Raw genomic sequence first — 25,848 nt, 5'->3', positions numbered from 1 at the left:
TGAGTGAGAGACTGTGACTCTGCACCCCTCACGCGGAGGGGCCGATGAGGGGGACGAGACGTGGGCGACCTGGACCTGGGATTGATGTGGGGCTACTGGGGCCAGCTGCCGCCACCCAATCTGGTGGAGCTGACCCAGGAGGCGGAGCGACTCGGCTTCGCGTCCGTGTGGACCTCCGAATCGTGGGGCTCAGATGCCTTCAGCCCCCTCGCCTATCTGGCAGCGGTCACCGAGAAGATCCAGCTGGGTACCGCCGTCGCCCAGCTGGCCGCCCGCACCCCTACCGCCACCGCCATGCACGCGTTGACGATCGACCACCTGTCCAACGGTCGTTTCAACCTCGGCCTCGGCGTCTCGGGCCCCCAGGTCGTCGAGGGCTGGTACGGCCAGCCGTCGAACAAGCCGCTCGCCCGCACCAGGGAGTACGTCGAGATCATCCGGCGCGTGATCGCCCGGGAGGAGAAGGTCGACTTTCAGGGGGAGCACTATCAGCATCCCTACACCGGACCCGGCTCGGTCGGGTTGGGCAAGGCCCTCAAGCCGATCACCCACCCGCTGCGCCGACGGATCCCGATCTTCATCGGCGCCGAGGGTCCGAAGAACGTCACACAAACCGCAGAGATCGCCGACGGTTGGTTTCCGCTGTACTACTCGCCGTGGCGCCAGGACGTGTACGCCGATCAGTTGGCCGGGGCCGCCGTCGACTTCCAGGTATCGGTGATCTGCCCGTTCGTCGTCACCGGGCCGAGCGAGGCCGAGATCGCCGATGGCCTGGCCGGCATCCAAATGATGCTCGCCTTCTACATCGGTGGCATGGGTGCAGAGGGGCAGAACTACCACACCAAACTGGCGGCCCGAATGGGCCTGGGCGATGCCGCCCTGGAGATCCAGCGGTTGTTTCTCGCCGGCGATCAGGCCGGAGCGATCGACACTGTTCCCGCCTCGTTCGCCGACGAGATCGCCTTGGTCGGTCCGCCGGAGCGCATCCGGGAGCGGCTGACGGTCTGGCGGGATTCGCCGGTGACCACGCTGATGATCCACGCGTCCGACGTCGACGGGCTCCGCACCGCCGCCGAGTTGGTGCTGGGCGGCTAGCCCGACGCCATCGGATAATCGCCACGCTGGAGGGTGAGCCCCGGGGGTCCCCCCCCCCCCCCCCCACCCCCCCCGGGGGCCCCCCCCCCCCTGGGGGGTAGCGGCCTCACGGTGGCCCAACCAGACGGCCCCTAAGCTGACGAACACCCGTTCTGCCTGCCACCACCCCCGGAGGTCACCCGTGTCCGATCAGGGCGAACTGTTCACCGAGCCCCCGACGTTCGCAGCGCGCGTTCTCGACGTACCCGTCGCCGAGGAGATGTCGGAGTCGTTCCTGGCCTACTCACTGTCGGTGATCACCTCTCGGGCCATCCCCGACGTGCGGGACGGCCTCAAGCCGGTTCAGCGCCGCATCCTCTACGCGATGGAGGACATGGGGCTGCGCCCCGACCGGCCGCACCGCAAGTGCGCCGGCGTGGTCGGCGAAACGATGGGCAAGTACCACCCCCACGGCGACGGAGCGATCTACGACGCTCTCACCCGCATGGGACAAGACTTCTCCCGGGTCGTCACCCTGATCGACCCGCACGGCAACTTCGGCAGCCTCGACGACCCGCCGGCCGCCTACCGCTACACCGAGTGTCGGCTGACGCCAGCTGCGCAGGAGATGCTGGCCGAGCTCGACGAGGACACCGTCGAGTTTCGGCCCACCTTTGACGGTCAGCGCGACGAGCCGGTGGTGCTCCCCGGCCGCCTACCCAACCTGTTGGTCAACGGCACCAGCGGGATTGCGGTCGGCATGGCGACCAATATGGCCAGCCACAACCTGCGCGAGGTTGCCGATCTGGTCGAGCTGGTGATGACCAAGCGCCGACCCCAGCCGACGATCGAGGAGATCATGGCGGTGCTCCCAGGGCCCGACTTCCCCTCGGGGGGCATCGTCGTCGACGACGGTTTGGCCGAGGCCTATGCCACCGGGCGAGGTACGTTCCGCATCCGGGCCACCGCCGAGATCACCAAGGTGACCAAGAACCGCCAAGGCATCGTGGTCACCGAGCTGCCCTACCAGGTGGGACCCGAACGGGTGCTGACCCGCACCCAGGACCTCATCCGGGACGGCAAGATCAGCGGCATCTCCGACGTGAAGAACCTGTCGGACCGCACGTCGGGCCTGCGGCTGGTCTTCGAGTGCAAGGCCGGGGTCAATCCGAAGGCGGTGCTCACCGAGCTGTACCGCCAGACCCCGCTGGAGGAGAGCTTCGGCATCAACAACGTGGTGCTGGTCAACGGCGTCCCCACCACGATGGGCGTCGCCCGCCTGGCCCAGCACTACATCGACCACCGCCTCGAAGTGATCTTTCGACGCACCGAGCACCGCTTGGCCCGGGCCCAGTCCAAGCTGCACCTGCTCGAAGGGCGCATGATCGCCCTCGATGCGATCGACCTGGTCGTGTCGATCATCCGGTCCTCCCACGACACCCCCGAGGCGCGGGAGCGCCTGATGGCCGAGCTGTCGCTGTCGGAGATCCAGGCCACCGACATCCTTGAGATGCCGCTTCGCCGGCTGACCGCGCTGGCCCGCCTGGAGCTGGAGGGTGAGATCGCCGAGCTGCGAGAGGCGATCGCCGACTTCGAGCTGATTCTGAGTTCCGAGCAACGCCGCCGCACCCTGGTGCTCAAGGAGCTGCGCGAGCTGGTCGACGCCTTCGGGCGGGATCGACGTACCCGCATCGTGTCACCCGAGGCGCTCAGCGACGTCACCGCCGTCGAGGCGGCCGCTTCCGACGAGCCCGCCACCGATGAACCCTGTGTTGTCGCATTGTCCAGTTCCGGCGTGGTGGGAGTAGAGCCGGTCGGCGGACCCAAGGCGGCGTCATTCGGCCGCCACGACGTGCTGATCGATCGGGTCACCGCGTCCACCCAGGCGACGGTGTGGGGGATCACGTCGGGCGGCCGAGCCGTTTCGGCCAGCGTCGCCGAGATCGATGCGGTCGCCGGAAGGTCACGGGGTAGCTCGGTCGGCGACGCCTTCGGCCTGGAGCGCGGGGAGGTGCTGTTGCGGCTCGTCGCTCCCGCTCGAGGGGACCATCTCGGCGGGGCCTCGGCACCCCTGCTGCTGGTGAGCGCCCGTGGCCAAGCCAAGCGGATCACCATCGAGGAGCTGGTCGGGACCCGCCCGGGACAGCCGGCGATGAAGCTCAAGGACGGCGACTCCCTGGTGGACGCCTTCGAGGCCGACGACGATACCGACGTCGTCATCGTGGCCTCCGATGCGCAGGCGCTGCGCACCTCGGCTGCCAACATTGCGATTCAGGGCCGGACCGCCGGCGGGGTGGCCGGCATGAAGCTGACCTCCGGGGCGACCGTGGTCGGTGCAGGTCCGGTCGTGCCAGGAGCGGTGGTGATCAGCGTGACCGACGCCCAAACCGCCAAGGCCACCGACGTCGCCGCACTCCCGGCCAAGGGCCGGGCCACCGGCGGGGTGCGCCTCACCAAGTTCCGCGGCGAGAAGCGCCTGGATTGGGCCTGGGTGGGCCCCGAGAACGGACGCCTGGTCGTCGTCGGCCAGGAAGAGAACCCCTCCCGTCCGGACACAAGCCCCGAACCGCTCACGCTGGAGATCACCGGACGCGACCTGATCAGCCATGCGACCACCCGACGCTGGTTGGGAATCGGCACAGGCCGCTGGTAGGTGGCCCAGGCCGCTGATGGTCGGCCATCCCCGCTGGTAGGTGGCCCTCGCCGCTGATGCTTGGCCATCCCCAATGCTTGTCGGCACAGGCCGGAGGCCATCAACCTGCCGCTGGCCCCGGCACATGGCTACTCATGGGCACCACGGATGGGCACCACGGATGGGCACCACTGCACCCATCGGCCCATCGGCGTCGACGAGTCAGCCGGCCCGGACGACCCTGGGACCGGCATGCAAGAGGCACCCCGCCGACTTATGCATGGCCCTCATGCAAAGGTCGGCGGTCAGACTTTCGCAGGGCGCGATGCGGACGAACAGGCTGCGGGCAGCATGCGCCATCGTGCACGGGCCCCACCCCCACTTGAAGAGGGTGTCCGCAGCCCAGTCACCTCTGGGCGTCGGTGACCGCCAGGCCACCGACGGTTGCGCCCTTGCCGTCGAGCACTGGTGGATCGGCGATCGCATCGAGGGCCGGCGTGGCCAGGTCCGAATCCAGAACGTCGGCTAAGAGAGTTCGAACCGCCCACATGCCGGCCGGAGGCCAGGCCCGGACAGCGCCATCGAGGACCCGCAGCGCCAGGCCCCAACCGCCAGCGGTGCCGCAGGCCCAGAAACCCTCGGCGCCGCATTTGGCAACGAGGCCTTCGTCACCAGCGGCCAACATCAGTTCGGTATCCAGCTGTCCTGGCCAGCGCACCAACTCAGGGTGCGCCGCCATCGCCGCTCCGCAGCGCCCCAGGGCCACCAACGCTTCGGCCTCGTCGCCCACTACAGAAGAGCGGTGAGCTCCCCCCCGACCGGTGCTGCTGGAAGGCTCCGCCCTATCCGACCGAGTGGTCGTGTGTTCAGAAGGCAGCACAAACGTCGCCCGCACGTCGTCGACGGTTTCCGCGGCGGCACGAGCCAAACGTCCGAAGGCACGGGCAGAATCAGCGAGCGCGACCCGGTAGGCCACCATGCCGCACCCGTCGGGCGCTCGCTCAGGCTCAACCCCCAGCCACCAGGTCACCCATCGGTCCATCGTCGCCTGCGCCGGATGGTCGGACTGGAGGTAGCCGTCGACCGGCCAACCGTTTGCGGCGCACCAGGCCAGCACCAGGGCATGGTTGCCGGAGCACTGGTGTTGTAAGGGCCCGCCCTGGCCGTCGTCGCCCGGGGTCAGGGCATCGTGGGGTACCGATGCGGCATCGAGGATCTCGACGACCAAGGAGGTGTGCACCTCGCTGCCGTTGTGCGAACCGCAGGCGACGGCCAAATGACGTTCGTCGAGGCCGAAGCGTTCGAGCGTGCCGTCGAGCACCGGCCCCACCGCCTGGGCGGGCTTGGCCGCCGAACGCACGAACGCCCGACGATCGGGATCGCAGCGTGGGTCCGGCAGCACCGAACCGTCCGGCCGGGTAACCGCCACGACCATCCGGTTGGCTGAATCGGGGTACACCCCACGGCACCACGTCAGTTCCATCACCACCGTGACGCTACTCATGGTCAATTGGCACTGCCGTGGTCGCTCGGCAAGGCGGCCCGGACCGGGCCGACGCGGCACCCGACAAGGCTCACGGCTGCGATGGCACGCGACGACCCCGCAGACCTCCAACTGCTCACGATTGCGTCGACGCTGCACCAACGTCACGACCGACGCAGTTGCTCACTGTGTGCGTCGCCGACGAAGCGCAACGTGGGCACGCGACGCACGAAAGCGTCGGGGTCGTAAAGTGCTTGCGTGGCCAGCGCATCCCGCCAGGATCGGCTTTATCCCACCGATCGCGAACGCGCCCGGCGCTTGTGGCACCTGCTGGAACCGATCCATGCCGTGGCCTATTTCTCCCCCGAGCCACTGGCTGCGTACGCCGAAGCGGGCACCAAAGGCTTCTGGATGGGTTACGTCGCCAGCCGGGCTGCTCCGCTGGGCACGGTGACGGCCGCTCCGGTGGTCGCTCTGTTCGCCAACTTCCACCCCCGACGCATTGGCCGGGCCCTGCCCGAGGCCTGGAACCTCACTTCGCCGGAAGCGATGTTGGCAGCGCGCCGCTCCGGCTCGGCCGCCGCTCTTCGTCGCATCTGGTCGACGGACGGCAGCGGGCCCGGGATCGACGATTCAACGTTGGAATGGCTCGCCGATCAGCTCTCAGACCTGGGCGAGGGTGCACCCGTCGACGGGCGCGGGCTCTTCGCCGCCAACCTGACCGTCGATCGGACGGGCGAGCCGATCGAGGACCTGTGGCGCGGAGCCACCCTGCTGCGCGAGCACCGGGGCGACGGGCACATCGCTGCGTATGTCACCGAGGGGCTCACCGGGATTCAGGCCAACCTGTTACAGGTAGGCGTGGGTCGTATCCCCGCCGAGACCCTCCGCAGCGCCCGGGCCTGGGAACCCGAGGAGTGGCAACGCGAAATCCTTGTCCTGGCCGGCATGGAACTGCTCGATGAGAATGGTCAGGCCACGATGTTGGGGCAGGACACCTTGCTGCGGGTGGAGGCCGCCACCGATCGGGCCGCCTGGGGAGCCTTTGCCCACCGGGACCCGGCCGATCTCGACCGGCTGGAGCAGGCATTGGGGCCCCTGGCCGACGCAATCCAGCGCTCCGGCGAGGTGCCGTTTCCCAACCCGATGGGACTTGAGCGCCAACGAAGCGAGTAGCCTCGTCGACGAACACCCGTTCGTCGGCCTGCGCCCAGCTCCGGGCCGATCTCGCCCCGACCGCACCCTCATCACGCCCAGGAGACCCTCGCCCCCGATGGCCGACGACACCACCCAATCCGGTTACGACGCTTCTCACATCGAGGTGCTTGAGGGCCTCGAAGCGGTCCGCAAGCGCCCGGGCATGTACATCGGGGGAACCGGATCGTCCGGCCTGCACCACCTGGTGTGGGAGCTGATCGACAACGCGGTCGACGAGGCCGCCGCCGGACACGCCAACCTGATCGAGGTCACCCTGCATCGGGATGGCTCGGTCGAGGTGTCCGACAACGGGCGGGGCATCCCCACCGGCCAGAAGGCCGACGGCCGCACTGCCGTTGAGGTCGTGTTTACCGAGTTGCACGCCGGCGGCAAGTTTGGCTCCGGCGCCTACGGATCCTCGGGCGGGCTGCACGGGGTGGGCGCATCGGTGGTCAACGCACTGGCGACGAAACTGGTCGTCGAGGTCGACCTCGACGGCGCCACCTGGCGTCTGGCCTTCGTCGAGCGACGCCCGGGCCATATCGGGCCACGCGGCGGCTTCACCCCCTCGTCCACGCTGGAGAAGGTCAAGAAGATCCCGGCCCGACGTACCGGCACGCGGGTGCGGTTCTGGCCGGACACCGACATCTTCGACCCGGATGCTCGCATCGACCACGAACGGGTGCGCGACCACGTGGCCGAGGTGTGCTTCCTGGTCCCCACCCTCAAGGTGCGCCTGACCGACAAGCGCGGCACCAACCCACCCGAACCCGAGGAGTTCTCGGCCAAGGGCGGGCTGGCCGACTTTGTCGACTACCTGTCGATCGGCGATCCGCTGTGCGAGGTGATCACCATCCGCGGCGAGGGCACCTTCACCGAGAAGGTCCCCGTCGACGGCAAGCTGACCGAGACCGAACGCACCTGCGAGGTCGACCTCGCGCTTCGCTGGGTCAAGGGCTACGACACCCGCGTCGTCAGCTTCGTCAACACCATCCCCACCGCCGAGGGCGGCACCCACGTCGCTGGGTTCGAACGGGCGCTGACCAAAGCGGTCAACGACACGCTGCTGCCCGGCCTGCGCAAGCTGGCGGCGCTCGAGAAGAAGGGCAAGGGCCGCGCCGAGAAGGGCGACGTGCAGGAGGGCCTGGTGGCCGCCCTCAAGGTGACGCTGCCCGAGCCCCAGTTTCGCGGCCAGACCAAGGGCGAGCTGGGCACGCCTGGCGTGCAATCGATCGCCTACGAGATCACCAAGGACGGCATGGTGACCTGGTTCGACGGCGGCGGCGCCAAGAGCCACATCTCGGCGGTGCGCGAGAAGCTGGCCCAAGCGGTGATCAACCGGGTAGCCGCGCGACAGACGCTCGACGCTCGGCGCAAAGCCGCCAAGCTCGGCGCAACCGGCATGCCCGACAAGTTGGCCGATTGCCGCACCCACGGGATGGACGCCGAGCTGTTGATCGTCGAGGGCGACTCGGCGGCCGGCCCGGCCAAGGCGGGGCGGAACTCCGAGAACATGGCGGTGCTGCCGCTGCGCGGCAAAGTGGTCAACGCCGGCAAGGCCACCATGAAGCAGGTGGTGGAGAACGCCGAGGCCCAGGCACTGTTCACTGCCATCGGCGCTGGGTTCGGCCGTGACTTCAACCTTGACGATGCCCGCTACGGCCGCATCATCATCCTCTGCGATGCCGACGTCGACGGCAGCCACATCCGCTGCCTGCTGTTGACGCTCTTCTACCACTACATGCGACCGCTGCTGGAGGCGGGACGGGTGTTCGCCGCACAGCCACCGCTGTACTCGGTGAAGGTGGGCGACGAGGTGCGCTACACCTTCAGCGATGCCGAACGTGACGCTCTGACCACCGAGCTGGCCTCCAGCGGCCGCAACACCGAAAAGCTCAACTGGGTGCGCTTCAAGGGCCTGGGGGAGATGGACGTCAACGAGCTGTTCGAAACGTGTCTCGATCCCGAGAACCGGATCCTGCGTCGCCTCACGATGGAGGACGCCATGGAGGCCACCCGTGCGGCCGACCGCTTCGAAGTGCTGATGGGCAGCGACGTCGCCCGCCGCAAGGCGTTTCTGCTCGAGAACTCCGAGCTGGTCGACCCGGCCGTCCTCGACGTCTGAGCGAGGCACCCCAACAGGGCGCCGTCACCTGCGGCTGCGAAGTAGCGTCCCAAAATGGACCTGGAGTGGGAGCACAGGGTGCGTTCGCAGGTCTTCGCTTGGCTGGCCGAGCTGTCCAAAGCTCATCCCGACGCGCTCCCGGCCAAGAATCTCCAGCAGGGTATCGACGTCGACGGTCACCGAATTGGTGTGATGTCCAGCGGCCTCGGGATCCACAAGCCCAGGTCGCTCGACGCCCCGATCTCGGTCATGACGACCGCTCCACCCGCAGGTCAACCCCCTCCCTACCTCGACCGTTGGATCGACGAGAGTCGGCTGTCCTACGCCTACCAGGGCGAGGACCCCGACCTGTGGACCAATCGGGCGCTCCGTCGGGCCTGGGAACACCGACTTCCCCTCGTGTACCTCTACGGCGTCAGCAGCGGCCGGTACCTGGCTGAGTTCCCGGTGTACGTCAGCGGGGACCACCCGGGGGAGCTCAGGGTCGACCTCGTCATCGCGGCAGCGCCGGGTGAACCTGGCGATACAGCTCCGCGCGGGGTTCCCGCCGAGATCGACGGCCGCTCCTACGCCGTGCGGTCGGCCAAGACCCGTCTGCATCAGCACGGCTTTCGTACCCGGGTGCTCACCGCCTACGACCAGCGCTGCTCGATGTGCTCGCTTCGGCATTCACCCCTGCTCGACGCCGCCCACATCGTCCCCGACGATCAGCCGGACGGGTTGGCAATCACGCCCAACGGGCTCTCGCTGTGCAAGATCCACCACGCCGCGTACGACGCCCGCTTCCTCGGCGTCCGCCCGGACCTCGTGGTTGAGGTGAACGAGGACCTGCTCGACGAGGTGGACGGGCCAATGCTCCAGCACGGGATCCAGGCGCTGCACCGCCAACCGCTGCGCGTCGTTCCCAAGAAACGGGTTGATCGGCCCAACCGGGATCGCCTGGAGTGGCGCTACCAGCAGTTCCTGGAAGGTCGATAACCGCCGGTCACTCGGCTCAGTCGACCGGCGCCACCGAGGCGAACGCCCGGGCACGGTCCAACATGGCCTCCCGCTCGCCCGCGTCGGCCGAGCCGACCAACCGGTAGTCGTCAACGAACTCGGGCAGCAGCTCGCCGGAGTCATCGACCAACCACGGCAGGGCCAGGCGGCGGGGAACCCGGACGGTGTCGGGACGCTCCAAGGTGCCGAACGCCCGGTCCCACCACATGACGCTGACCCCGTGGTTGGCCATGGGGTGGCCAAAGTGGTGGTGGAAGTGATGGCGGCGCAGCCAGGTGCTGTAGGTGCCGGTGGGTGGAACGAGGTGGGCCCGGGCGTGGAAGAACTCGTAGAAGAAGTACCCCACCCCCCAGCCGACGGCCACCGACGCGGCGACCGGCCAGCTGGCACCGGCCAGGCGGGTGAGCGGTATCCAGACGGCGCACCCGACAAGGAAAATGCCCGCCCAGGCAAGCAGGATGACGGGATCGAACGACCACGACGACGTCACGTGGTGTTCGAGATGCTCCCGACTCATGATGCCCTTGCCACCCAGGGCATGCATGGCGAAGCGGTGCAGGACGTATTCGGCCAGCGTCCACCCGATCCACCCTCCGACGAAGGCGACGATCATCAACAGGATCTCGGTCATCGGTGTCTCCAGTCGTCGGCCAGGGCCTGCGCATCGACGAGTCGTTCGGCATCGGCGCCCCAGCCCCGCAGCAGGTCGCAGGTGAGCAGCCGCCCCATGGTGTGGCCGTCGGCAGGAACCCCCACGGGCAGCGCATCGACCGCCAACGCGCCGTGCAGCGCCGCCAACCAGCGCACGGCCCGCACCGTCGACGAATCGGCTGCCCCCAACATCGTTTCCGGATCGGTGGCATCGACGGCCCGAGCCTCGACGGCCTGGTCGATCAGAGCAGCGGGAACCGCCAGCGCCTCGAAGGCTGCCGGCAGTACGCCGGCCGCATCGTTGGGGTCCTCCAGGCCGGGGCTGGCCATCAGGCGTTGCTGAAGGCCGAACTCCAGCGGGTGTTCGGTCGGTGCCCGCATGGTGAGGTCCGAAAAGGCGACCAGGCGGCCCAGCGCGACCACGTGCGGGTCGGACCCGTCGGGGGCACTCCAGGCGTCGACCGCCTCCCGGGCGGCCTGGGCCAACACCTCCAACGCATCCCGCTGCAGGGCGGCGACGATGGCGGACTTGGAGGGGAAGTAGGTGTACAGCGACGGGGCGGTCAGGTCGGCTCGCTCACCAATCGCAGCCAGGGTCAGCGCCTCGGGACCACCTTCGTCCCACAGGTCTGCGGCGATGTCGAGCAACTCCCGCCGTCGTGCCAGCCGCTTGCGGGTTCGCCGGTCTGTTTCCAATGCCACCTAGGAAACCTAATGGCATTAAGCAAAAGGGTCAACGGCGGGTTGATCACCGCTCGGATCGAAGGTCCATGGTTCCGCCGGTAATGCAGCCGGGTCGAAGCGATCGAGCAGATCGACCATCGTTGGGCACTCCCCCCTCTCGGCCAGGCCGAGGCTGCGGGCCAGCCGCCCGCGCACATCATCGGGGCTCTCGCCCAGCGCCCGCCGATCGGCCAGCGTGACCGCACCGTCCCGCTTGGCCAAGCGCTCACCCAGGGGCCCCAGGACCAGCGGCACATGGGCAAACGCCGGGGATGGGCAGCCCGAGCAGGCGACCCAGCAACACCTGTCGGGGCGTGGAGGGCCACAGGTCGTCACCGCGCACCACCTCCTCGACACCCTCGGCCGCATCGTCGACGACGACTGCCAAGTTGTAGGCGGCCACCCCGTCGCCCCGCTGCAGCACGAAGTCGTCGACCACGCTGGTCAGCGGCCCGAGCAGGCGATCGACCACGCTCACCTCTGCCTCTTGGGCATCCAGCCGAAGTGCCGGAGAGCGGAACTCAGCCCGGCGAGCCCGCTCGGCTGCGCCGAGGGACCGACACGTGCCCGGGTATCGGTGCAGGTCAATTTCGCCGTGCGGTGCCGCGCCGGCCTCGCGGATCTCCCGCCTGGTGCAAAAACAGGGGTAGATACGACCGCCTGCCTCCAGCTCGGCCAACGCAGCCCGATAGCGCTCGGAATGCTTTGACTGGTGGGTGACCGGCCCGTCCCAGTCCAGCCCGAGCGCCTCGAGGTCGGCCAGCTGCTCGGCCTCGGCCACCGGTGCGGCACCGGTGGTCAGGTCTTCCATGCGCATGCCAAAGCGTCCGATAGTGCTGCGGGCGAACAACCAGGCCAGCATCGCGGTGCGCAGGTTGCCGACGTGCAGCGGGCCCGAGGGGCTGGGGGCGAACCGACCGTTGGCCATGTCCACCAGTGTCGCATCGGTGCCCCGGTTGCACGGGCACGCCCCGCTCTGGCCCTCAAGGCAGCTTCGTGTCGTCGCAACGACGAAGATCCCCTCCCACACCCGGCGCAGCAGGAGACAGGGAGACCCAGCGCTGCAACTCCTGCTGCCCGGCATCGCCAAGGCGGGCAGACTGAGGAGATGACGCCCAGCTTGGAACCGGTGGATGCCGACATGGTCGTCGTCGGCGGAGGAATCGTGGGCCTGGCGGTGGCCTGGGCTGCGCGCCAGCGGTTTCCGACTCGGACGATCATGGTGCTGGAGCAAGAGGCCGAATTGGCCCACCATCAGAGCGGACGCAACTCGGGAGTCCTGCACAGCGGGCTGTACTACCGCCCGGGTTCGGCCAAGGCCGAGCTGGCGGTGCGAGGCCAGCGGGCAATGGTGGATTTTGCCGGCGAGCACGGCGTAGCCCATCGCATCGGCGGCAAAGTGGTGCTTGCCACGCGCAACGAACAGCTGCCGGCCCTGGATGAGCTGGCGCGACGGGGCGCAGCCAACGGTGTGGCGGCCGAACGGCTCGGGCCGGCCGACATCGCCGAGCACGAGCCCCATGCCGTCGGCAAGGCCGGGCTGTTCGTGCCGGCAACCGGAGTGATCGACTACCGGCAGGTGGCGGCGACGTTGGCCGAGATCGGTCCGGACGCAGTGCATCTGGGCTGGAGGGTGCTGGAGCTGGCCGAGGAACGCGGCGGCGTGAGCGTTCACACCGACCACGGCACGGTCCGCACCGGGCAGGTGGTGGCCTGCGCCGGCCTGTGGGCCGACCGCCTCGAGCGCCGGACCCATCGACCGTGCCGGGCATCATCGGGTAGCGAAGGTTCCGACGCCGACGCCAGCCTTGGAACGGGCGCTACCACCCGGCATCCGCCTGGCAAGGCCCGCTCGACCGCGAAGCGGCTGAGCATCGTGGCGTTTCGGGGGGAATACCACCGGTTGAGGCCCGGTGCCGCCGGGTGGGTGCGGGAACTGATCTACCCGGTGCCCGACCCCGAGCTGCCCTTTCTGGGGGTGCACCTCAGCCGCGGGGTCGACGACGAAGTGCACGCTGGACCCAACGCGGTGCTGGCACTGGCCCGAGACGGGTACCGCTGGGGCCGAATCGATCCGTTGGAGGTGGCTCGCCTGTTGGCCAACCCTCCGGTGTGGCACCTGGCCGGGAGGTACTGGCGGGTCGGCCTCGATGAGGTAGCCCGATCGCTCTCGCGCCGGCGCTTTGCCGCATCGGTCGCCGAGCTGGTGCCTGGCATCATGGCAGGCGATCTGGAGCCGTCCCCCGCCGGGGTGCGAGCCCAGGCTCTGCGCGGCGACGGCGGCCTGGAGGACGACTTCGTGATCGCTTCGGTCGGCCGGATCACCCACGTGCTGAATGCGCCCTCCCCGGCGGCGACGGCGAGTCTGGCCATCGGCGAACGCGTGGCGGCGGAGCTCCGCTGACTGGGCGACGGGTCAAGCCCAGGGGTCCCCGACCACACGAACGGAGGGCCGTGTGCCGAAGCGCGGGCTCCTCGGTTCGGCAGACGGCAAGGACGATCCAAAAAGACGACCGGCCCCCACTGAGGGGGGCCGGTCAGCGCTCGCACGTCACGTAAGGGGGGGGAGAACGGAGTGCGAACGAGATGGAGATTCGGGGACCCGAGGGGGGGGGAGGGTAGGTCCCCGAACTCCAGAAATGATGGGGTAAGCCCCTTCGGACTCACCCCAGCCGATCAGGCGGCGCTCTTCTTGGCAGCGCGCACGGGCTTGGGCTTGCGGTCCAGCCACTTGTTGGTGACGGGCGCAGCGGCCTTGGCCACGGCGAGGGCCACGTCCTTGGAAGTGACGAGCAGCTTGCTGGCGAAGTCGAACTGCGCGTTCAGCACCTCTTCAGGCGTCGGGAGCTTCTCGGCCATCGGGACCGGGCGCAGTGCGACCTCAACCCGCTCCTGGACGAACTTGGTCGCAGCTTCGGTGGCGCTCACGACCGGCTCCTTGACCTGGCCGATCGAGTCGACGATCTGGTCTTCAACTTCAACAACTCGGTCGAGAATGGTGGTGCTCATTTTGGTGCCTCCTGGCGGGCCCTGGCGTTTGCCGAGCCGCTTGCTCTTCGATGTAACGATGCTAACTATAGCTAGCGTGGCAACTGGAGTCAACTCAGTGCTAGCAAAAGTAAGCATGCCATGGGTCACCGGGTTTCGCCACACTCCGACGTGAGTCCGCCACCTCACCGTGGCGCTCAGCCTGAAAGTTGACATATCTGGTCAAGAATTGAGATGGAGCTACTACCCGACTAACTTGGTCGACTATTGAGGCGGTCACGCCTGCGGGCGTGACCGCCGTCAGTCAGCATCCTCGACGGGGCCGACTCGCCGGGGGCTGAGGGGGAAGAGCCGTGGTGATCCGAGCGGCTTGTCGATCGGATCACCCAGCTTCAGGGCAGCACCCGACGCCACAGGCGACGCCAGCCCTTGGGTTTGACCGCCAGATCCTCCCAGGCAAGATCGGCCGACCGCGCCCACGCTTCGGCCCGGTCGTCGCCCACCGATGTGGCGATCTCGGCCGCGCCCAACGCGACGATGGCCCCCAACAAGCGGTCGCCCGTGGGAGCCACCTGCGCCCGTGCCCCCTCCACCGCCTCGATGGCGGCGGTCGGCCGGTCGGTTCGAGCGGCCGCCACGCCAACCGACAGGAGGGCCAGCGCACCGTCGTGGTAGGTCGCTCGTTTCGAGCGGCCCACCGTCCTGCACAACGCCTCCGCCCGCTCGGGTTGATCGCCCACCGCTTCAGCCAACGCAGCAACCGCACCGATCGCCGGATAGCGGGCGGCGACCTGGAGCAGTTCCGGCGTGAGGCCGATCTCCGGCATCCCAGCGTCATCGGCGACCGAACCAAGGGACGGGGGGAGCGCGAAAAGGGGCTCGCCGAGCGGACGATCGTCGTGCCCGACCGAGTCGAAGGAATCAGCGGCTTTGACCGCCGGCACCGTGTCGCTGGGATCGGTGCCGTTGACATCGGGGTCACTGCGATCAGCGTCGTTGGCATCGGGATGGCCCTGGTCGGGGTCGAGCAGAGGGGCATCCGGCGGGTAGGGCGTGTCGGCTTCGATCAGTCGATCGACGGTCGCCGGGTCGGGGTCGCTCGGCACTCGGTGCTGGGGGTGCAACGACCAACTCGGCGGGCGCTCCATCTGGGCGCTGACCCGACGAATGTCGTCTCGGGTTCGGGCCCCGTGCACGCCACCGAATCGACGAGCCGAACCCACCTCGTGGAGTTCGCCCCCCTCGTTGCCCGCGCCGTCGAACGAAATGGTGCTGCCCTGGGCCATGCCGCGGTGGAGCTGGCCGTTGCGCAGCAACTCCAGGTCGCTGCGCCAGGGCGCCAGCGGACGTCCACCTCCCATCAAATCGCCGAGGCCCGACCCGACCGACGCGGCCACGGCGAAGCCCAGTAACTCCGAACGTGCCTCCTCGTCGGCCCCATCGCAGATAAGCGCCAAGACCGCCGCCGTCATCACCTCGAGCGAGCCGACGTTACGAACCGCCGGCTGATCCTTCAACAGCTGCCGGGCCGTACCGGCAGCCAGATCGCCGATCAGCGCCTCGATCAACGGCTGGGCGACAAACTGATTGGTCAGCTTGTCGCCATTCTCCCGCGCAGCCCGATCGAGCTCGGCGAGCCCATGTTGGACGCGCCCGGCCATCACCAGGGCGCGGCCGAGCAACACGCGTGCCTGGGTGAGCCCGAACGGATCGCCCAGCGGTTCGAGCAGCTCGACCGCCCGCTCAGCACCCCGAACCGCCACCGACGTGCGGCCACGCCACAGCTCGACCTGGGCGAGAACGGAGATCATCATCCCCTGGGCCCAGATGTCGTCGCTGGTCTGGGCCTCCTCGAAGACAACCTCGGCCACCTCGGCGGCCTCCTCGATAAACCCGTTGTGAAACAACAGGTTGGCCTCGAGGCCCAGCGACCACATCATGCCCGCGCGGTCCCCGGCCGCCTCGAACATGCGCACCGAGGCCTCAATGCGCCGCTCGCCCTCCCCGATCCGCCCCAACATGAACGCTATCCATGCCAGGTGCTGGGTCGCCCAGGCCTCGCCCTGCGGATTGTCCAGCTTGCGGTACAGCTCCAAGGCTCGGGTAGCCGGTGCCTCGGCTTCGGCGACGGCGCCGCTGAACAACCGGATCATCCCCAGCATCCGAAACGCCTCCGCCAGCTCTGCGGTCGCCCCCACCCGCTGCAACGCCCGGCGGGCTCCTTCGGCCAAACGCTCGGCCCGCTCGAAGCGACCCCGACGTCGCTCAAGGTCGGCCCGCAACAAGTGCACCCTCGCCTCGGCCACCGGGTGGGAGTCGGTCAACGCACCGGCCTCGTCGAGGTCGGCCCCGGCCTCCTCGATCGCCCACCGCTGCAAGCGGGCGCCTGCCCGGCCGAGCAGGTAGGCCACCCGACGATCGGCCTGTTCGTCGCCGAGTACCTCCATCGCCCGGCCGAACAGCCGGTCGGCCAGCAACCAGTTGGCACCGGCCTCGGCCCGTTCGGCGGCATCCTCGGTCCAGGCGAGCGCCGCTTCGTCCAGCTCCGGGTCGACCTGGTCGGCCCCCAACAGGCTGCGCTGCAGTAGAGCCGCCTCGGTGTAGTGGCGGGCAACGGTCTCCACCAGGCCATCGTCGGCGTCGCGAGTGTCGGCCAGCGCACTCAAGTAGGTGGCGACGTCGCGGTGGCGGCGCAGCCGTTCGGTCTTCGTCAGGCGCCCATAGGCCACCTCGCGCAAGACGTCGTTGCGAAAGCACCAGTCACCGCCGGAGAGCACCAGGACATCCTTCTGGGCCAGACGCCGGAGCGTCTCCGACATCCGCTCGGCCTCGACCCCCCTGGCCCGGCCCATCTCCTCGAGCACGATGAGCGAGCCGGTCGGACCCCAGACTGCTGCGTCCTCCACCACCTCGACCTCCCCTCCTTCCAACGCGTCCATCCGGGCGGAGAGCAACCCCCGCAGCGTGTCGGGCAGCTCGGGGAGGGACTGCAGACCGTCAGAGCGCACGCCCGGCCGATCGGCTGAGGCTGGTTCCAGTTCGGCCTGACGCTGGACGAAGCGCACGAGCTCCTCAAGGAACAGCGGATTACCTCCGCTGCGCTCCAGTAGCACCGTTGCCACCTCGCCGCTGAGGTCCTGATCCCGGCTCAGGCGTCGCAACAGCGCCAGCGCGTCGTCAGGCCCCAACGGGTCGAGGTTCATCACCAGGATGTCGTGCCGACCGGCGCGGGGCGACCAGCGTCGGGTCAGCGATCGTCGACCGGTCGCCAGCACGACCAGCGGGGCGGCAGCCAGGCGCTCGACCAGCTCGTCGAGGAGTGCCAACACCGAGTCGTCGGCCCAGTGCAGGTCGGTCAGACGCACCAGGATCGGCCCCCGCCGAATGGAAGCCGACATGTAGCTGACCAGCGCCCGGGTGGCCTCGACGCGGGCACGGCTGGGCTCGGTGTCGCGCAGCGGGCTGTCATAGCCCATCAGGTGGAGCACCCCGTTGACCACGCCGTCGAGATCGTTGCCGTCGATGACCGGGTCGAGCAGCGCAGCGATCGAGCTGGTGGCGGCCTCGCTCGCCTCAGCTTCGCTCGCATCCTCGGCAAGCCCCAGCCCCTGGCGCAGCACCTCGGCGATGGCCGACCACTGGTTGGCCTCGCCGTAGGGAATGAACCGGCCGGTGAGGACGCGGGCTCCGTTGACCCCGGCGGCGCGGTCGGCCAGCTCGTCGGCCAAGCGGCTCTTGCCGACCCCGGCATCGCCGCTGAGCAGCAGCACCATCGCCCGGCGTCGATCGATGGCGTTGGTCACGGCATCGCCGAGCAGGGCCAGCTCGGCGTGACGTCCGACGAGCGGCACGCGCGGCGACCACGGCCGCTCGCCGGGTCGGGCAACCGGCTCGATCGCCAGGTGGGCGTCGACCGGCTGGTCGCGGCCCCGCACCAGCAACTTGCCGCGGGACTCGTAACGGATCGCGTCCTCGGTGGCATGTCGGGTGGGCTCACCCACCAACACCGAACCCGGATCTGCCGAGGTCTGAAGCCGGGCGGCGACGTTGACCACGTCGCCCATCGCCGTGTAGTCGCCGCCGGCCCGCAGGGCGCCAACCAACACCTCGCCCGTGTTCACCCCCACCCGCATGCGAACCTCGACCCCGGTCTCCGTGGCGTACTCCTCGAGGCTCGCCTGCATCCGGAGCGCGGCCCGCACAGCCCGTTCGGCGTCGTCCTCGTGGGCCACCGGCGCTCCGAACAAGGCGACGATCGCATCGCCCACGATCTTGTCCACCCGCCCACCGAAGCTGACGACATCGTGGACCAACCGTTCGAAGGCGCCGTCGACGAGGTGTTTGACCTGCTCGTGATCGAGCTGCTCGGACAGCCCGGTGAACCCGACCAGGTCGGCGAACAACACGCTGACCACCCGGCGCTCCTCGGTCGGAGCGCTGACCGACGCCCCACACGATGGACAGAAACGCGCTCCGGGTGGAACTTCGGTTCCACACGTCGGACACTGCACGGGCTCAGACTACGTTCGCACCGGCGTCGGCGTCGTTCCGGAACGTCGACCGTCCCTCGCGCCCGGTAGCGTGGCACCATGAGCTCTCCACCATCGGCCACCCCGCCGCCCGCCGCCGACGGCCCAGCGACGCCACCCGGTGCCACCGGCGGCGTTGCGACGGCCGGCGCACCCGCCGCCCACTCGCTCGGTGCGACCAAGGCGTACGGCTCCGGCGACACCGAGGTGCTCGCACTGAACGACGTGACCGTGGCCTTCCCCTCCGGACGCTTCACAGCGATCATGGGTCCGTCGGGCTCCGGCAAGTCCACCCTGATGCACTGCATGGCCGGCCTGGACACCCTGACCGCGGGGCAGGTGTTCATCGGCGACACCGACCTCTCGACGCTGTCGGACAAGCAGCGGACGCTGCTGCGTCGCGAACACGTGGGGTTCGTTTTTCAGGCGTTCAACCTGATCCCGACGCTCACCGCCTCCGAGAACATCACCCTGCCCCTCGACCTGGGCGGGATCAAGCCTGATCAGGGCTGGCTCGACACGGTGGTCAACACGGTCGGTCTGTCCGACCGGTTGTCCCATCGCCCCAGCGAGCTGTCCGGTGGCCAGCAGCAGCGGGTGGCGGTGGCGCGTGCGATGGCCACCAGACCCCAGATCATCTTCGCCGACGAGCCGACCGGCAACCTCGACTCGACGTCGGGGGCCGAGGTGCTCGGCTTCATGCGTTCGGCGGTCGACGACTACGGCCAGACCGTGGTGATGGTCACCCACGATCCGGTTGCCGCCGCCTATGCCCATCAGGTGATTTTTCTGGTCGACGGGCGGGTGGTCGGCGACCTGCAACGCCCCACCGCAGAGGCCGTGCTCGACCGGATGAAGGGTCTGGGCACCTGAGACCGGCCTGCGGCGCCCGACCGGACGGCGACGCTGCGGTGCCAGCTTGTGATCGACTGAATCGGCGCTCCTCCGGCGGCGTCTCCCGCCCCAAGCGATGATCCGGATCGCCCTCACCGGGCTGCGCGGGCAGCGGACCCGACTGGCGCTGTCGGCCCTTGCGGTCGTCCTGGGAGTGGCGTTCCTGTCGGGCGTGCAGCTCCTGGGCAACGCCCTGACCGACACCGCCAAGGGGTTGATCTCCTCGACACTCGAGGGCACCGACGCCGTTGTTCGTTCAACCTCGGTGCAGACGTCGGCCTTCGCCGAGGTGCGACAGACCGTGCCCGCCGGACTCGTCGATGCGGTCGGCGACGTCGATGGCGTGGCAGGGGCGTCCGGCGTCGTGCAGGGCTTCGCCCGGATCATCGGCGCTACCGGTGAACCGGTCGACTCAGGCCTCATTCCCACGTTGGTCACCAACTGGGTGACCGACCCCGCCCTGACCCAAGGGGCGATCATCGAGGGTCGCGCCCCCGAAAGCCGACAGGAGGTTGTGCTCGATCCGCGCACCGCCACCGATGAGTCGATCGCACTGGGCGACACGACGGCCCTCCAGGGGGCGGTCGGGCTGCGCAGCTACACGGTCGTCGGCATCGGCGGGCTGGGCTCGACCGGCGAGGACAACATCGGCGTCCGGGTCGTCTTTCTCACCTCCGAAGAGGCGATGGAGTTGACCGGTGCCGAAGGCCAGTTCGCATTCCTCACCTTGCGGGCCGAGCCGGACATCGATCAGCAGGTGCTCACCGACCGGGTGAACGCGACGCTGCCGATCGGGTTCGAAGCGGTCACCGGCGAGCGCTACGTCGCCGACACCCAGGATCAGGCCGGCGGAGCGCTCGGCCTACTCACCCAGCTGATGGCGGTGTTCGGTTACGTGGGACTCCTGGTTGGCGGCATCATCATCGCCAATACGTTCTCGATCCTGATCACCCAGCGCACCCGCGAGCTGGCGCTGATGCGAGCATGCGGCGCCAGCCGCGCCCAGGTCCTCGGCGGCATCATGATCGAGGCGAGCGCTGTCGGAACCCTCGGGTCGCTGCTCGGGTTGGGGGTCGGCTTTCTGGGTGTTGTCTCGTTGCTGGCGCTGCTGGGAAATGTGATCACGCTGCCCGATGTGATCCCGACGCTGACGCCACTCCTCGTGCTCGGCAGCGTGACGGTCGGCGTGGTCACCACCGTGATCGCCTCGCTGGTGCCCGGCTGGCGGGCCACCCGCATCTCACCGGTGGCGGCGATGGGCGAGGTGGCCGAAGACCGCGGCCGAGGCTCCCTCCCCCGAAGGATGATCGGTGCGGCCTTGGCAGTGGGCGGCATCGGCGCCGGGCTGATCGCCCTTGCGGTGATCGATGCCAGCGCCCGGTTGACCCTGATCGGGGGCGACCCGGTGTCGGGTACGGCCGCAACGTCGGTCAGCCTGAGGACCGTCGTGTTCTCGGTCAGCGCCGCCATCACGTTGGTGTCGTTTCTCATCGTCGGTCCGCTGGTGATCGGACCGGTCGGGAGGGTGGTCGGTGCCCCGTTACGCCTGCGCGGCGGGCCGGTCGGCCAAATGGCCGCTGAGAACGCTCGGCGCAATCCCAGCCGCACCACCGCCACCGCGGCAGCCTTGGCCATCGGCGTGGCGATCGCCACCGCGCTGGCCGTCTTCGTCGCCTCACTGGTCGGCAGCGTCAAGGGCGGCTTCGAGGACCAACTGCGGGGCCAGATCGTCGTGTCGTCCGGGCTGAGCGGCACGACCGCGGGCGGACTCCCCGGCGACGTGCTGGGCGACGTCGAGGCGACCGAGGGCATCGACACCCTGGCCCGGGTTCGCTTCATTCCTGCAACCGTCACCGGCGCCGACGGCAACCCCACCGGCGGTTCCTCGGTGTCGGGGATCGACCCTGGCCCGTTCTTTTCGCTGGTCGACGTCCCGCTCATCGGTGGGGACCCGTCCAGCCTCGTACCTGGATCCGTCGCGGTCGACGCCGACACCGCCCGGGCCAACGGCTGGACGGTCGGCGACTCGATCACGGTGTTCTACCCGCAGCTCGGTTCGGTCGACTATCCGATCTCGCTGCTGTTCGAAGGCCCGATCGGGACCGCCAGCTTTCTGATGCCGATGAGCAACCTCGACGACGTGACCGCCGTCGCGTTCCGTCAGGACGCGCTGTACTACATCTCGGTCACCCCGGGCGTCGAACCATCAGTGGTCGTCGATCGCATCGATGACGTGCTGAAGCAGGTGGCGCCGGCGGCGAAGGCACAAGAGGTTCCCGACTGGCTCGACGACACGGTCGCCACCTTCGCGCTGGCGCTCAACCTGGTGTACGTGATGTTGGGGTTCACGATCCTGTTGTCGCTCTTCGGGATCGTCAACACCCTGTATCTCTCGATCCACGAACGCACCCGCGAGCTGGGTCTGCTGCGATCGGTTGGCGCCACCCGAACCCAGGTTCACCGGCTGGTGCTGGCCGAGTCGGTCATCATGGCCGGCATCGGCACGCTCGTCGGGGGTGCGCTCGGGGTGTGGTTCGGAGCCGGCCTGTTCACCGTGTTGTCGGGCAACATCGCCGCCGCCACGATCCACCTGCCGTGGCTCCAGCTGATCGTGCTGGCCGCCGGTGGTGCGCTGGCCGGTGTGGCAGCCGGGTGGTGGCCGGCGCGTCGGGCGGCTCGGCAACCGATCCTCGACGCGGTCGGATATGAGTAGACCCGGAGGGCGCCAGACGGCCGGAAGCGCCGCGGCCCGGAGCGAGTGGCGAGCTTCGGGCGGTTCCCGGCATCGGCACCTGGTAGACCGCTGGACATGATCGACCCGGCAAACGTCCCCCCCGAGGCGCTGGAGTTTCTCGGCGACTACCACCTGGCGACGCTCACCACGCTGTTGCCCAACGGCTCGTTCCACTCGGTGCCGGTCGGCTTCACCTGGGATGACGAGCTTGGCCTGGCCCGGGTGATCACGTTCGCCCCCTCCCGCAAAGCGCGCAACCTGGCCGAAGGCGGGCGGGCCTCGGTCTGTCAGGTGGACGGCGGACGCTATCTGTCTCTTGAGGGCCCGGCGGTCGTCACCTCCGAACCCGACCGGGTGGCCGAAGGGGTCCGCCGGTACGCCGAGCGTTATCGCCAGCCCAAGGAGCGCGATGATCGCGTCGTCATCGAGATATCCGTCGAACACATCCGCGGCCGGTATTGAGTTGAGGTACGGCCAAGACCGGTACCACACCTTGCACTCACTGCGGAGGGACGCCGAAGATACACGGCCGAGCCGAACCCTTCGAATGGGGGCGGCCAGCGGAGGAACCTGAGGAGGCAGCCTTGGCGCAACGACGACCCGCAGAGACCCACTGGCAGATGAACCCGGTCAGCCGGGCGATCTTCGACCGCATGGAGGCTGCCGCCGACGAGGCACTCGCACCGCTTCGCCGCAACGGCCTCACCGTGGTTGAGGTGGGTTGCGGTCAGCAGACCAACGTGGTGTTCGAGGGGGCCACCCGTGTGATCGGCGTGGACGTCGACCAGCCGGCACTCGTGGCCAACACGACGGTGACCGATCCGGTCATACTCAGCGCCAACGAGTTGGAGTTGGCACCGGAATCGGTCGACGCGATCAGCTCGATCTTCACGCTGGAACACGTCGAGGAGCCCGACGTCGTGTTCGGCATGCTCGCACGGGCGCTCCGCCCGGGCGGCGTTTTGGTGATCGCAGTTCCACAGGTGCGCTCACCCAAGGCGATCATCACCAAGTTCACACCCCAGTCCTTCCACGAGTGGTTCTATCGCCGTGCGCTCGGCCGGGATCCCGGCGCCCACGGCACACCCTTCGACACCGTGCTCGACCCCGCAATCGCTCCGGAGCGCCTGCGACGCCTCGCAACGGCCCTCGGCCTCGACGTGATCGCCGAGGAATCCTTCGAGGACAACAAGCAGCGCCAGGTGCGCACCAAGGTCCACCTGAACGGGCGGGCGTGGGCAGCGACGCGTGCCATCAGCCGTGCGCTCCTTCGCCACGACGCCGCCGATACCGACTACATCGCCGTCTACCGTCGCTCCGACCGTGCGCCGTCCGGCCCGGTCGTCGACCTGCTCCGGTCGACCGATCCGGTCGACGCCGGGTAGTCGGGAGCCCAAAGCGCGCCCAGCCGGCACTCCGCACTCCCGACTTCGGAAGAGGGTTGGTAGTCGGGAGCCCAAAGCGCGCCCAGCCGGCACTCCGCACTCCCGACTTCAGGTCAGGCGACCGCGACGCCGACCTTGTCGAACAGACCGAGGGTGCGCTCGCCATCCTCGGCGATCACCGGGGCGGTCGCGTCGGCAACCACCGTCGTTTCGAACCCGAGCGACTTGGCATCGAGTGCGGTGGCCTTGACGCAGACGTCCAGTGCCAGCCCGACGACGACGACCCGCTCGATATCTCGCTCCCCGAGCAGGTCACCCATGCCCGTCGGCGATGTCGCCCCGGTCTCCGGATCGGCCATCGTGAAGCCGGAGTAGCCGTCCTCACCCCCGGTTCCCTTGCGCACCACCGGGCCGTCCACCACCAGGTCGGGGTGGAACTGCGCACCCCAGGTGTCGCGCACGCAGTGCACCGGCCACGTCCCCCCGTCGGTGTCGAAGTGAGGGGTGGCGGGCGGGTGCCAGTCCTGGGCATACACAACAAATGCGCCGGCGGCGGATGCTGCGGCGATCTCCTCGTTGGTCCGTTGGACCACTCGGGGCCCACCCTCGACAAACAACGAGCCCTCGGCATCGGCAAAGTCGTTCTGCACGTCGACAACGACGAGCGCCGTGTGGACGTCGTACCGGGGAACGGCGGCCCCATCGACCGGCTCGTCGAGCGGTGGCGCACCCTGATCGGCAATCAGGTCACCGAGCGCGTCGTCGGGATTGGTCATGTTGAAGATCTGGCCCATGAGGGGAAGGTACCCCCACCGTCGCCCCGACGGGGAGCGTCCCCCCGTAGCTTGGTTCTCATGGCACCTCAGCGCCCGGGCCCCCAGCTCACCGACGGGATCTTGTCGACCGACTTCTACCAACTCACCATGGCCCAGCTGTACTTTCGCGCCGGGTTGGCCGATCGTCCAGCTCGCTTCGAGCACTTCTTTCGGAGTTACCCGGACTACGGCCGCCACCAGGCCGGGTACTGCGTAGCGGCCGGGTTGGCCCCCTTCGTGCGCTGGATGAACTCGGTGCGCCCGACCGGCGCCGACCTCGACGCGCTGGCCGGGCATCGCAGCACGAGCGGCGGTCCACTCTTCGGCGACGACTTTCTCGGTTGGTTCGCCGACCTGGACTTTTCGGCACTCACCGTGGACGCCGTGCCCGAAGGCCGAGTGGTCCACCCCAACACGCCGATCACCGTCGTCGAGGGCCCGTTAGCTGCCGCCCAACTCCTCGAGAGCCCGCTGCTGAACCGGCTGAACTTCCCCACCCTGATCGCCACTAAGGCGTCGCGGGTGACCGAGGCGGCGCTGGGGCGTCCCGTGCTCGAGTTCGGCATGCGACGGGCCGCCGAACGCGGTGCGGATGCCGCCACACGCGCCGCCCTGGTCGGCGGCGCCAACTCCACCTCGAACACCGCCGCCGGGTACGCCGCCGGGATCGACCCCTCCGGCACCCACGCCCATTCGATGATCCAGGCCTACCTGGCCCTCGGCGAGGGCGAGCGGGCCGCCTTCCAGGCCTACGCTGACGTCTACCCGGACGACTGCTTGTTGCTGGTCGACACGGTCGACACGCTGAACAGCGGCGTACCCAATGCCATCGCCGTCTTCGAGCAGCTCCGGCGGCGGGGGCACCGGCCGGTGGGCATCCGCCTCGACTCGGGCGACCTGGCCTATCTGGCCATTCAGGCGGCCCGCCAGCTGGACGAGGCCGGGTTCGAGGACACGACGATCGTGTTGTCGAGCCGCCTCGACGAGCTGACGATGTGGCAGATCACCCACCAGATCCAGGAGGAGGCCTCCCAGGAGGGTCTCCGGGCGTCCGCCGTGATCGACCGCCTGGTGTTCGGGGTCGGATCGCGACTGACCACCAGCGACGGGTCCCCCAGCCTCGATGGTGTGTACAAGCTGGTCGCCCTGCAACGCGACGGTGCCTGGCAGCCGGCGATCAAACGCTCCGACACCCCCGAGAAGGTGCTCAACCCCGGGAAGAAGCGCCTGTGGCGGGTGACCGACCGACGGGGTATGGCCACGGCCGACGTGCTGTCGACCGTGGACGAGACCCTCAAGCCGGGGCGGGACGTTGAGCTGCACCACCACTCCCGTCCGGATGTCGGCCGTGTGCTGAGCGCTACGGACTGGGAGCAGGCCGAGGAGCTGACCGTTCGGGTGGTCGACGGCGGGCGCATCGTCTCCGATGGCGGCCAGGAGGCCCTCGACGACCTCGACGAGATCGGCGCCCGGCGGGTGGCCGATGTGGCCGCACTCGGCCCGGGGGTGAGGCGATTGGTCAACCCTCACACGTACCATGTGTCGATCACCGACGCGGTGTGGAAGCTGAAGCAGTCCCTGCTCGCCGACCTGGGGTGACCCCAAGCTCCGGGGGGCGA

General features: G+C 68.9%; 17 protein-coding genes and 1 pseudogene. 11 read left to right on the top strand and 7 right to left on the bottom strand.

Going from position 1 to position 25,848, the window contains the following annotated elements:
• Nucleotides 1-69: 69 nt before the first annotated feature.
• On the top strand, nt 70-1,095 hold the full coding sequence (locus IPN02_10700; GenBank protein ID MBK9297276.1) for an LLM class F420-dependent oxidoreductase: 1,026 nt from the start codon (nt 70-72) through the stop codon (nt 1,093-1,095).
• 181 nt (nt 1,096-1,276) lie between these two features.
• Nucleotides 1,277-3,727, top strand: coding sequence for a DNA topoisomerase IV subunit A (locus IPN02_10695; GenBank protein ID MBK9297275.1), 2,451 nt, complete (start codon nt 1,277-1,279; stop codon nt 3,725-3,727).
• Between the two features lie 385 nt (nt 3,728-4,112).
• Here IPN02_10695 and IPN02_10690 read toward each other — a convergent pair whose 3' ends face one another.
• Complete coding sequence (locus tag IPN02_10690; GenBank protein MBK9297274.1) at nt 4,113-5,210, bottom strand: asparaginase; 1,098 nt, start codon at nt 5,208-5,210, stop codon at nt 4,113-4,115.
• Nucleotides 5,211-5,447: 237 nt separating this feature from the next.
• Between IPN02_10690 and IPN02_10685 the strand changes: the two genes are divergently transcribed.
• The 3 genes from IPN02_10685 (at nt 5,448) to IPN02_10675 (ending at nt 9,489) form a co-directional block, all read left to right on the top strand.
• Nucleotides 5,448-6,365, top strand: coding sequence for a hypothetical protein (locus IPN02_10685; protein ID MBK9297273.1), 918 nt, complete (start codon nt 5,448-5,450; stop codon nt 6,363-6,365).
• 97 nt (nt 6,366-6,462) lie between these two features.
• The gene (locus tag IPN02_10680) at nt 6,463-8,511 is read left to right on the top strand and encodes a type IIA DNA topoisomerase subunit B (protein ID MBK9297272.1); all 2,049 of its coding nucleotides are present in this window, start codon (nt 6,463-6,465) and stop codon (nt 8,509-8,511) included.
• Nucleotides 8,512-8,565: 54 nt separating this feature from the next.
• Nucleotides 8,566-9,489, top strand: a complete 924-nt coding sequence (locus tag IPN02_10675; GenBank protein MBK9297271.1) for a hypothetical protein — start codon at nt 8,566-8,568, stop codon at nt 9,487-9,489.
• 16 nt (nt 9,490-9,505) lie between these two features.
• Here IPN02_10675 and IPN02_10670 read toward each other — a convergent pair whose 3' ends face one another.
• The 3 genes and pseudogenes from IPN02_10670 to gluQRS all read right to left on the bottom strand — a co-directional run bounded on the left by IPN02_10670 (nt 9,506) and on the right by gluQRS (nt 11,812).
• Complete coding sequence (locus tag IPN02_10670) at nt 9,506-10,141, bottom strand: sterol desaturase family protein (protein MBK9297270.1); 636 nt, start codon at nt 10,139-10,141, stop codon at nt 9,506-9,508.
• On the bottom strand, nt 10,138-10,863 hold the full coding sequence (locus IPN02_10665) for a helix-turn-helix transcriptional regulator (protein MBK9297269.1): 726 nt from the start codon (nt 10,861-10,863) through the stop codon (nt 10,138-10,140). The genes IPN02_10670 and IPN02_10665 overlap by 4 nt, the downstream gene beginning before the upstream one ends.
• A gap of 18 nt (nt 10,864-10,881) precedes the next feature.
• A pseudogene (gluQRS, locus tag IPN02_10660) lies at nt 10,882-11,812 on the bottom strand (tRNA glutamyl-Q(34) synthetase GluQRS).
• Between the two features lie 180 nt (nt 11,813-11,992).
• Here gluQRS and IPN02_10655 point away from each other — a divergent pair.
• Complete coding sequence (locus IPN02_10655; protein ID MBK9297268.1) at nt 11,993-13,288, top strand: FAD-dependent oxidoreductase; 1,296 nt, start codon at nt 11,993-11,995, stop codon at nt 13,286-13,288.
• A gap of 272 nt (nt 13,289-13,560) precedes the next feature.
• On the opposite strand, the gene IPN02_10650 is transcribed toward IPN02_10655, so the two are convergent.
• A complete protein-coding gene (locus IPN02_10650; GenBank protein MBK9297267.1) occupies nt 13,561-13,893 on the bottom strand; it encodes a hypothetical protein in 333 nt (110 codons plus the stop codon).
• A gap of 371 nt (nt 13,894-14,264) precedes the next feature.
• Nucleotides 14,265-18,287, bottom strand: a complete 4,023-nt coding sequence (locus IPN02_10645) for an AAA family ATPase (GenBank protein ID MBK9297266.1) — start codon at nt 18,285-18,287, stop codon at nt 14,265-14,267.
• 174 nt (nt 18,288-18,461) lie between these two features.
• On the opposite strand from IPN02_10645, the gene IPN02_10640 reads away from it, so the two are divergent.
• From IPN02_10640 to IPN02_10625, 4 genes are all read left to right on the top strand, one after another.
• Nucleotides 18,462-19,274, top strand: coding sequence for an ABC transporter ATP-binding protein (locus IPN02_10640; GenBank protein MBK9297265.1), 813 nt, complete (start codon nt 18,462-18,464; stop codon nt 19,272-19,274).
• Between the two features lie 97 nt (nt 19,275-19,371).
• Nucleotides 19,372-22,008, top strand: coding sequence for an ABC transporter permease (locus IPN02_10635; protein ID MBK9297264.1), 2,637 nt, complete (start codon nt 19,372-19,374; stop codon nt 22,006-22,008).
• Nucleotides 22,009-22,104: 96 nt separating this feature from the next.
• A complete protein-coding gene (locus IPN02_10630) occupies nt 22,105-22,491 on the top strand; it encodes a pyridoxamine 5'-phosphate oxidase family protein (protein ID MBK9297263.1) in 387 nt (128 codons plus the stop codon).
• Between the two features lie 122 nt (nt 22,492-22,613).
• The gene (locus tag IPN02_10625) at nt 22,614-23,414 is read left to right on the top strand and encodes a methyltransferase domain-containing protein (protein MBK9297262.1); all 801 of its coding nucleotides are present in this window, start codon (nt 22,614-22,616) and stop codon (nt 23,412-23,414) included.
• A gap of 113 nt (nt 23,415-23,527) precedes the next feature.
• Here IPN02_10625 and IPN02_10620 read toward each other — a convergent pair whose 3' ends face one another.
• Nucleotides 23,528-24,208 (bottom strand): isochorismatase family protein, encoded by a 681-nt coding sequence (locus IPN02_10620; GenBank protein ID MBK9297261.1) that lies wholly within the window; start codon nt 24,206-24,208, stop codon nt 23,528-23,530.
• A 60-nt stretch (nt 24,209-24,268) separates the two neighbouring features.
• Between IPN02_10620 and IPN02_10615 the strand changes: the two genes are divergently transcribed.
• Nucleotides 24,269-25,828 (top strand): nicotinate phosphoribosyltransferase, encoded by a 1,560-nt coding sequence (locus tag IPN02_10615; protein ID MBK9297260.1) that lies wholly within the window; start codon nt 24,269-24,271, stop codon nt 25,826-25,828.
• Nucleotides 25,829-25,848: the final 20 nt, after the last annotated feature.

It is taken from the genome of Candidatus Microthrix subdominans, from assembly GCA_016719385.1.
Taxonomy (GTDB): Bacteria; Actinomycetota; Acidimicrobiia; order Acidimicrobiales; family Microtrichaceae; genus Microthrix; species Microthrix subdominans.
This window is presented reverse-complemented; position numbering and strand designations above follow the sequence as displayed.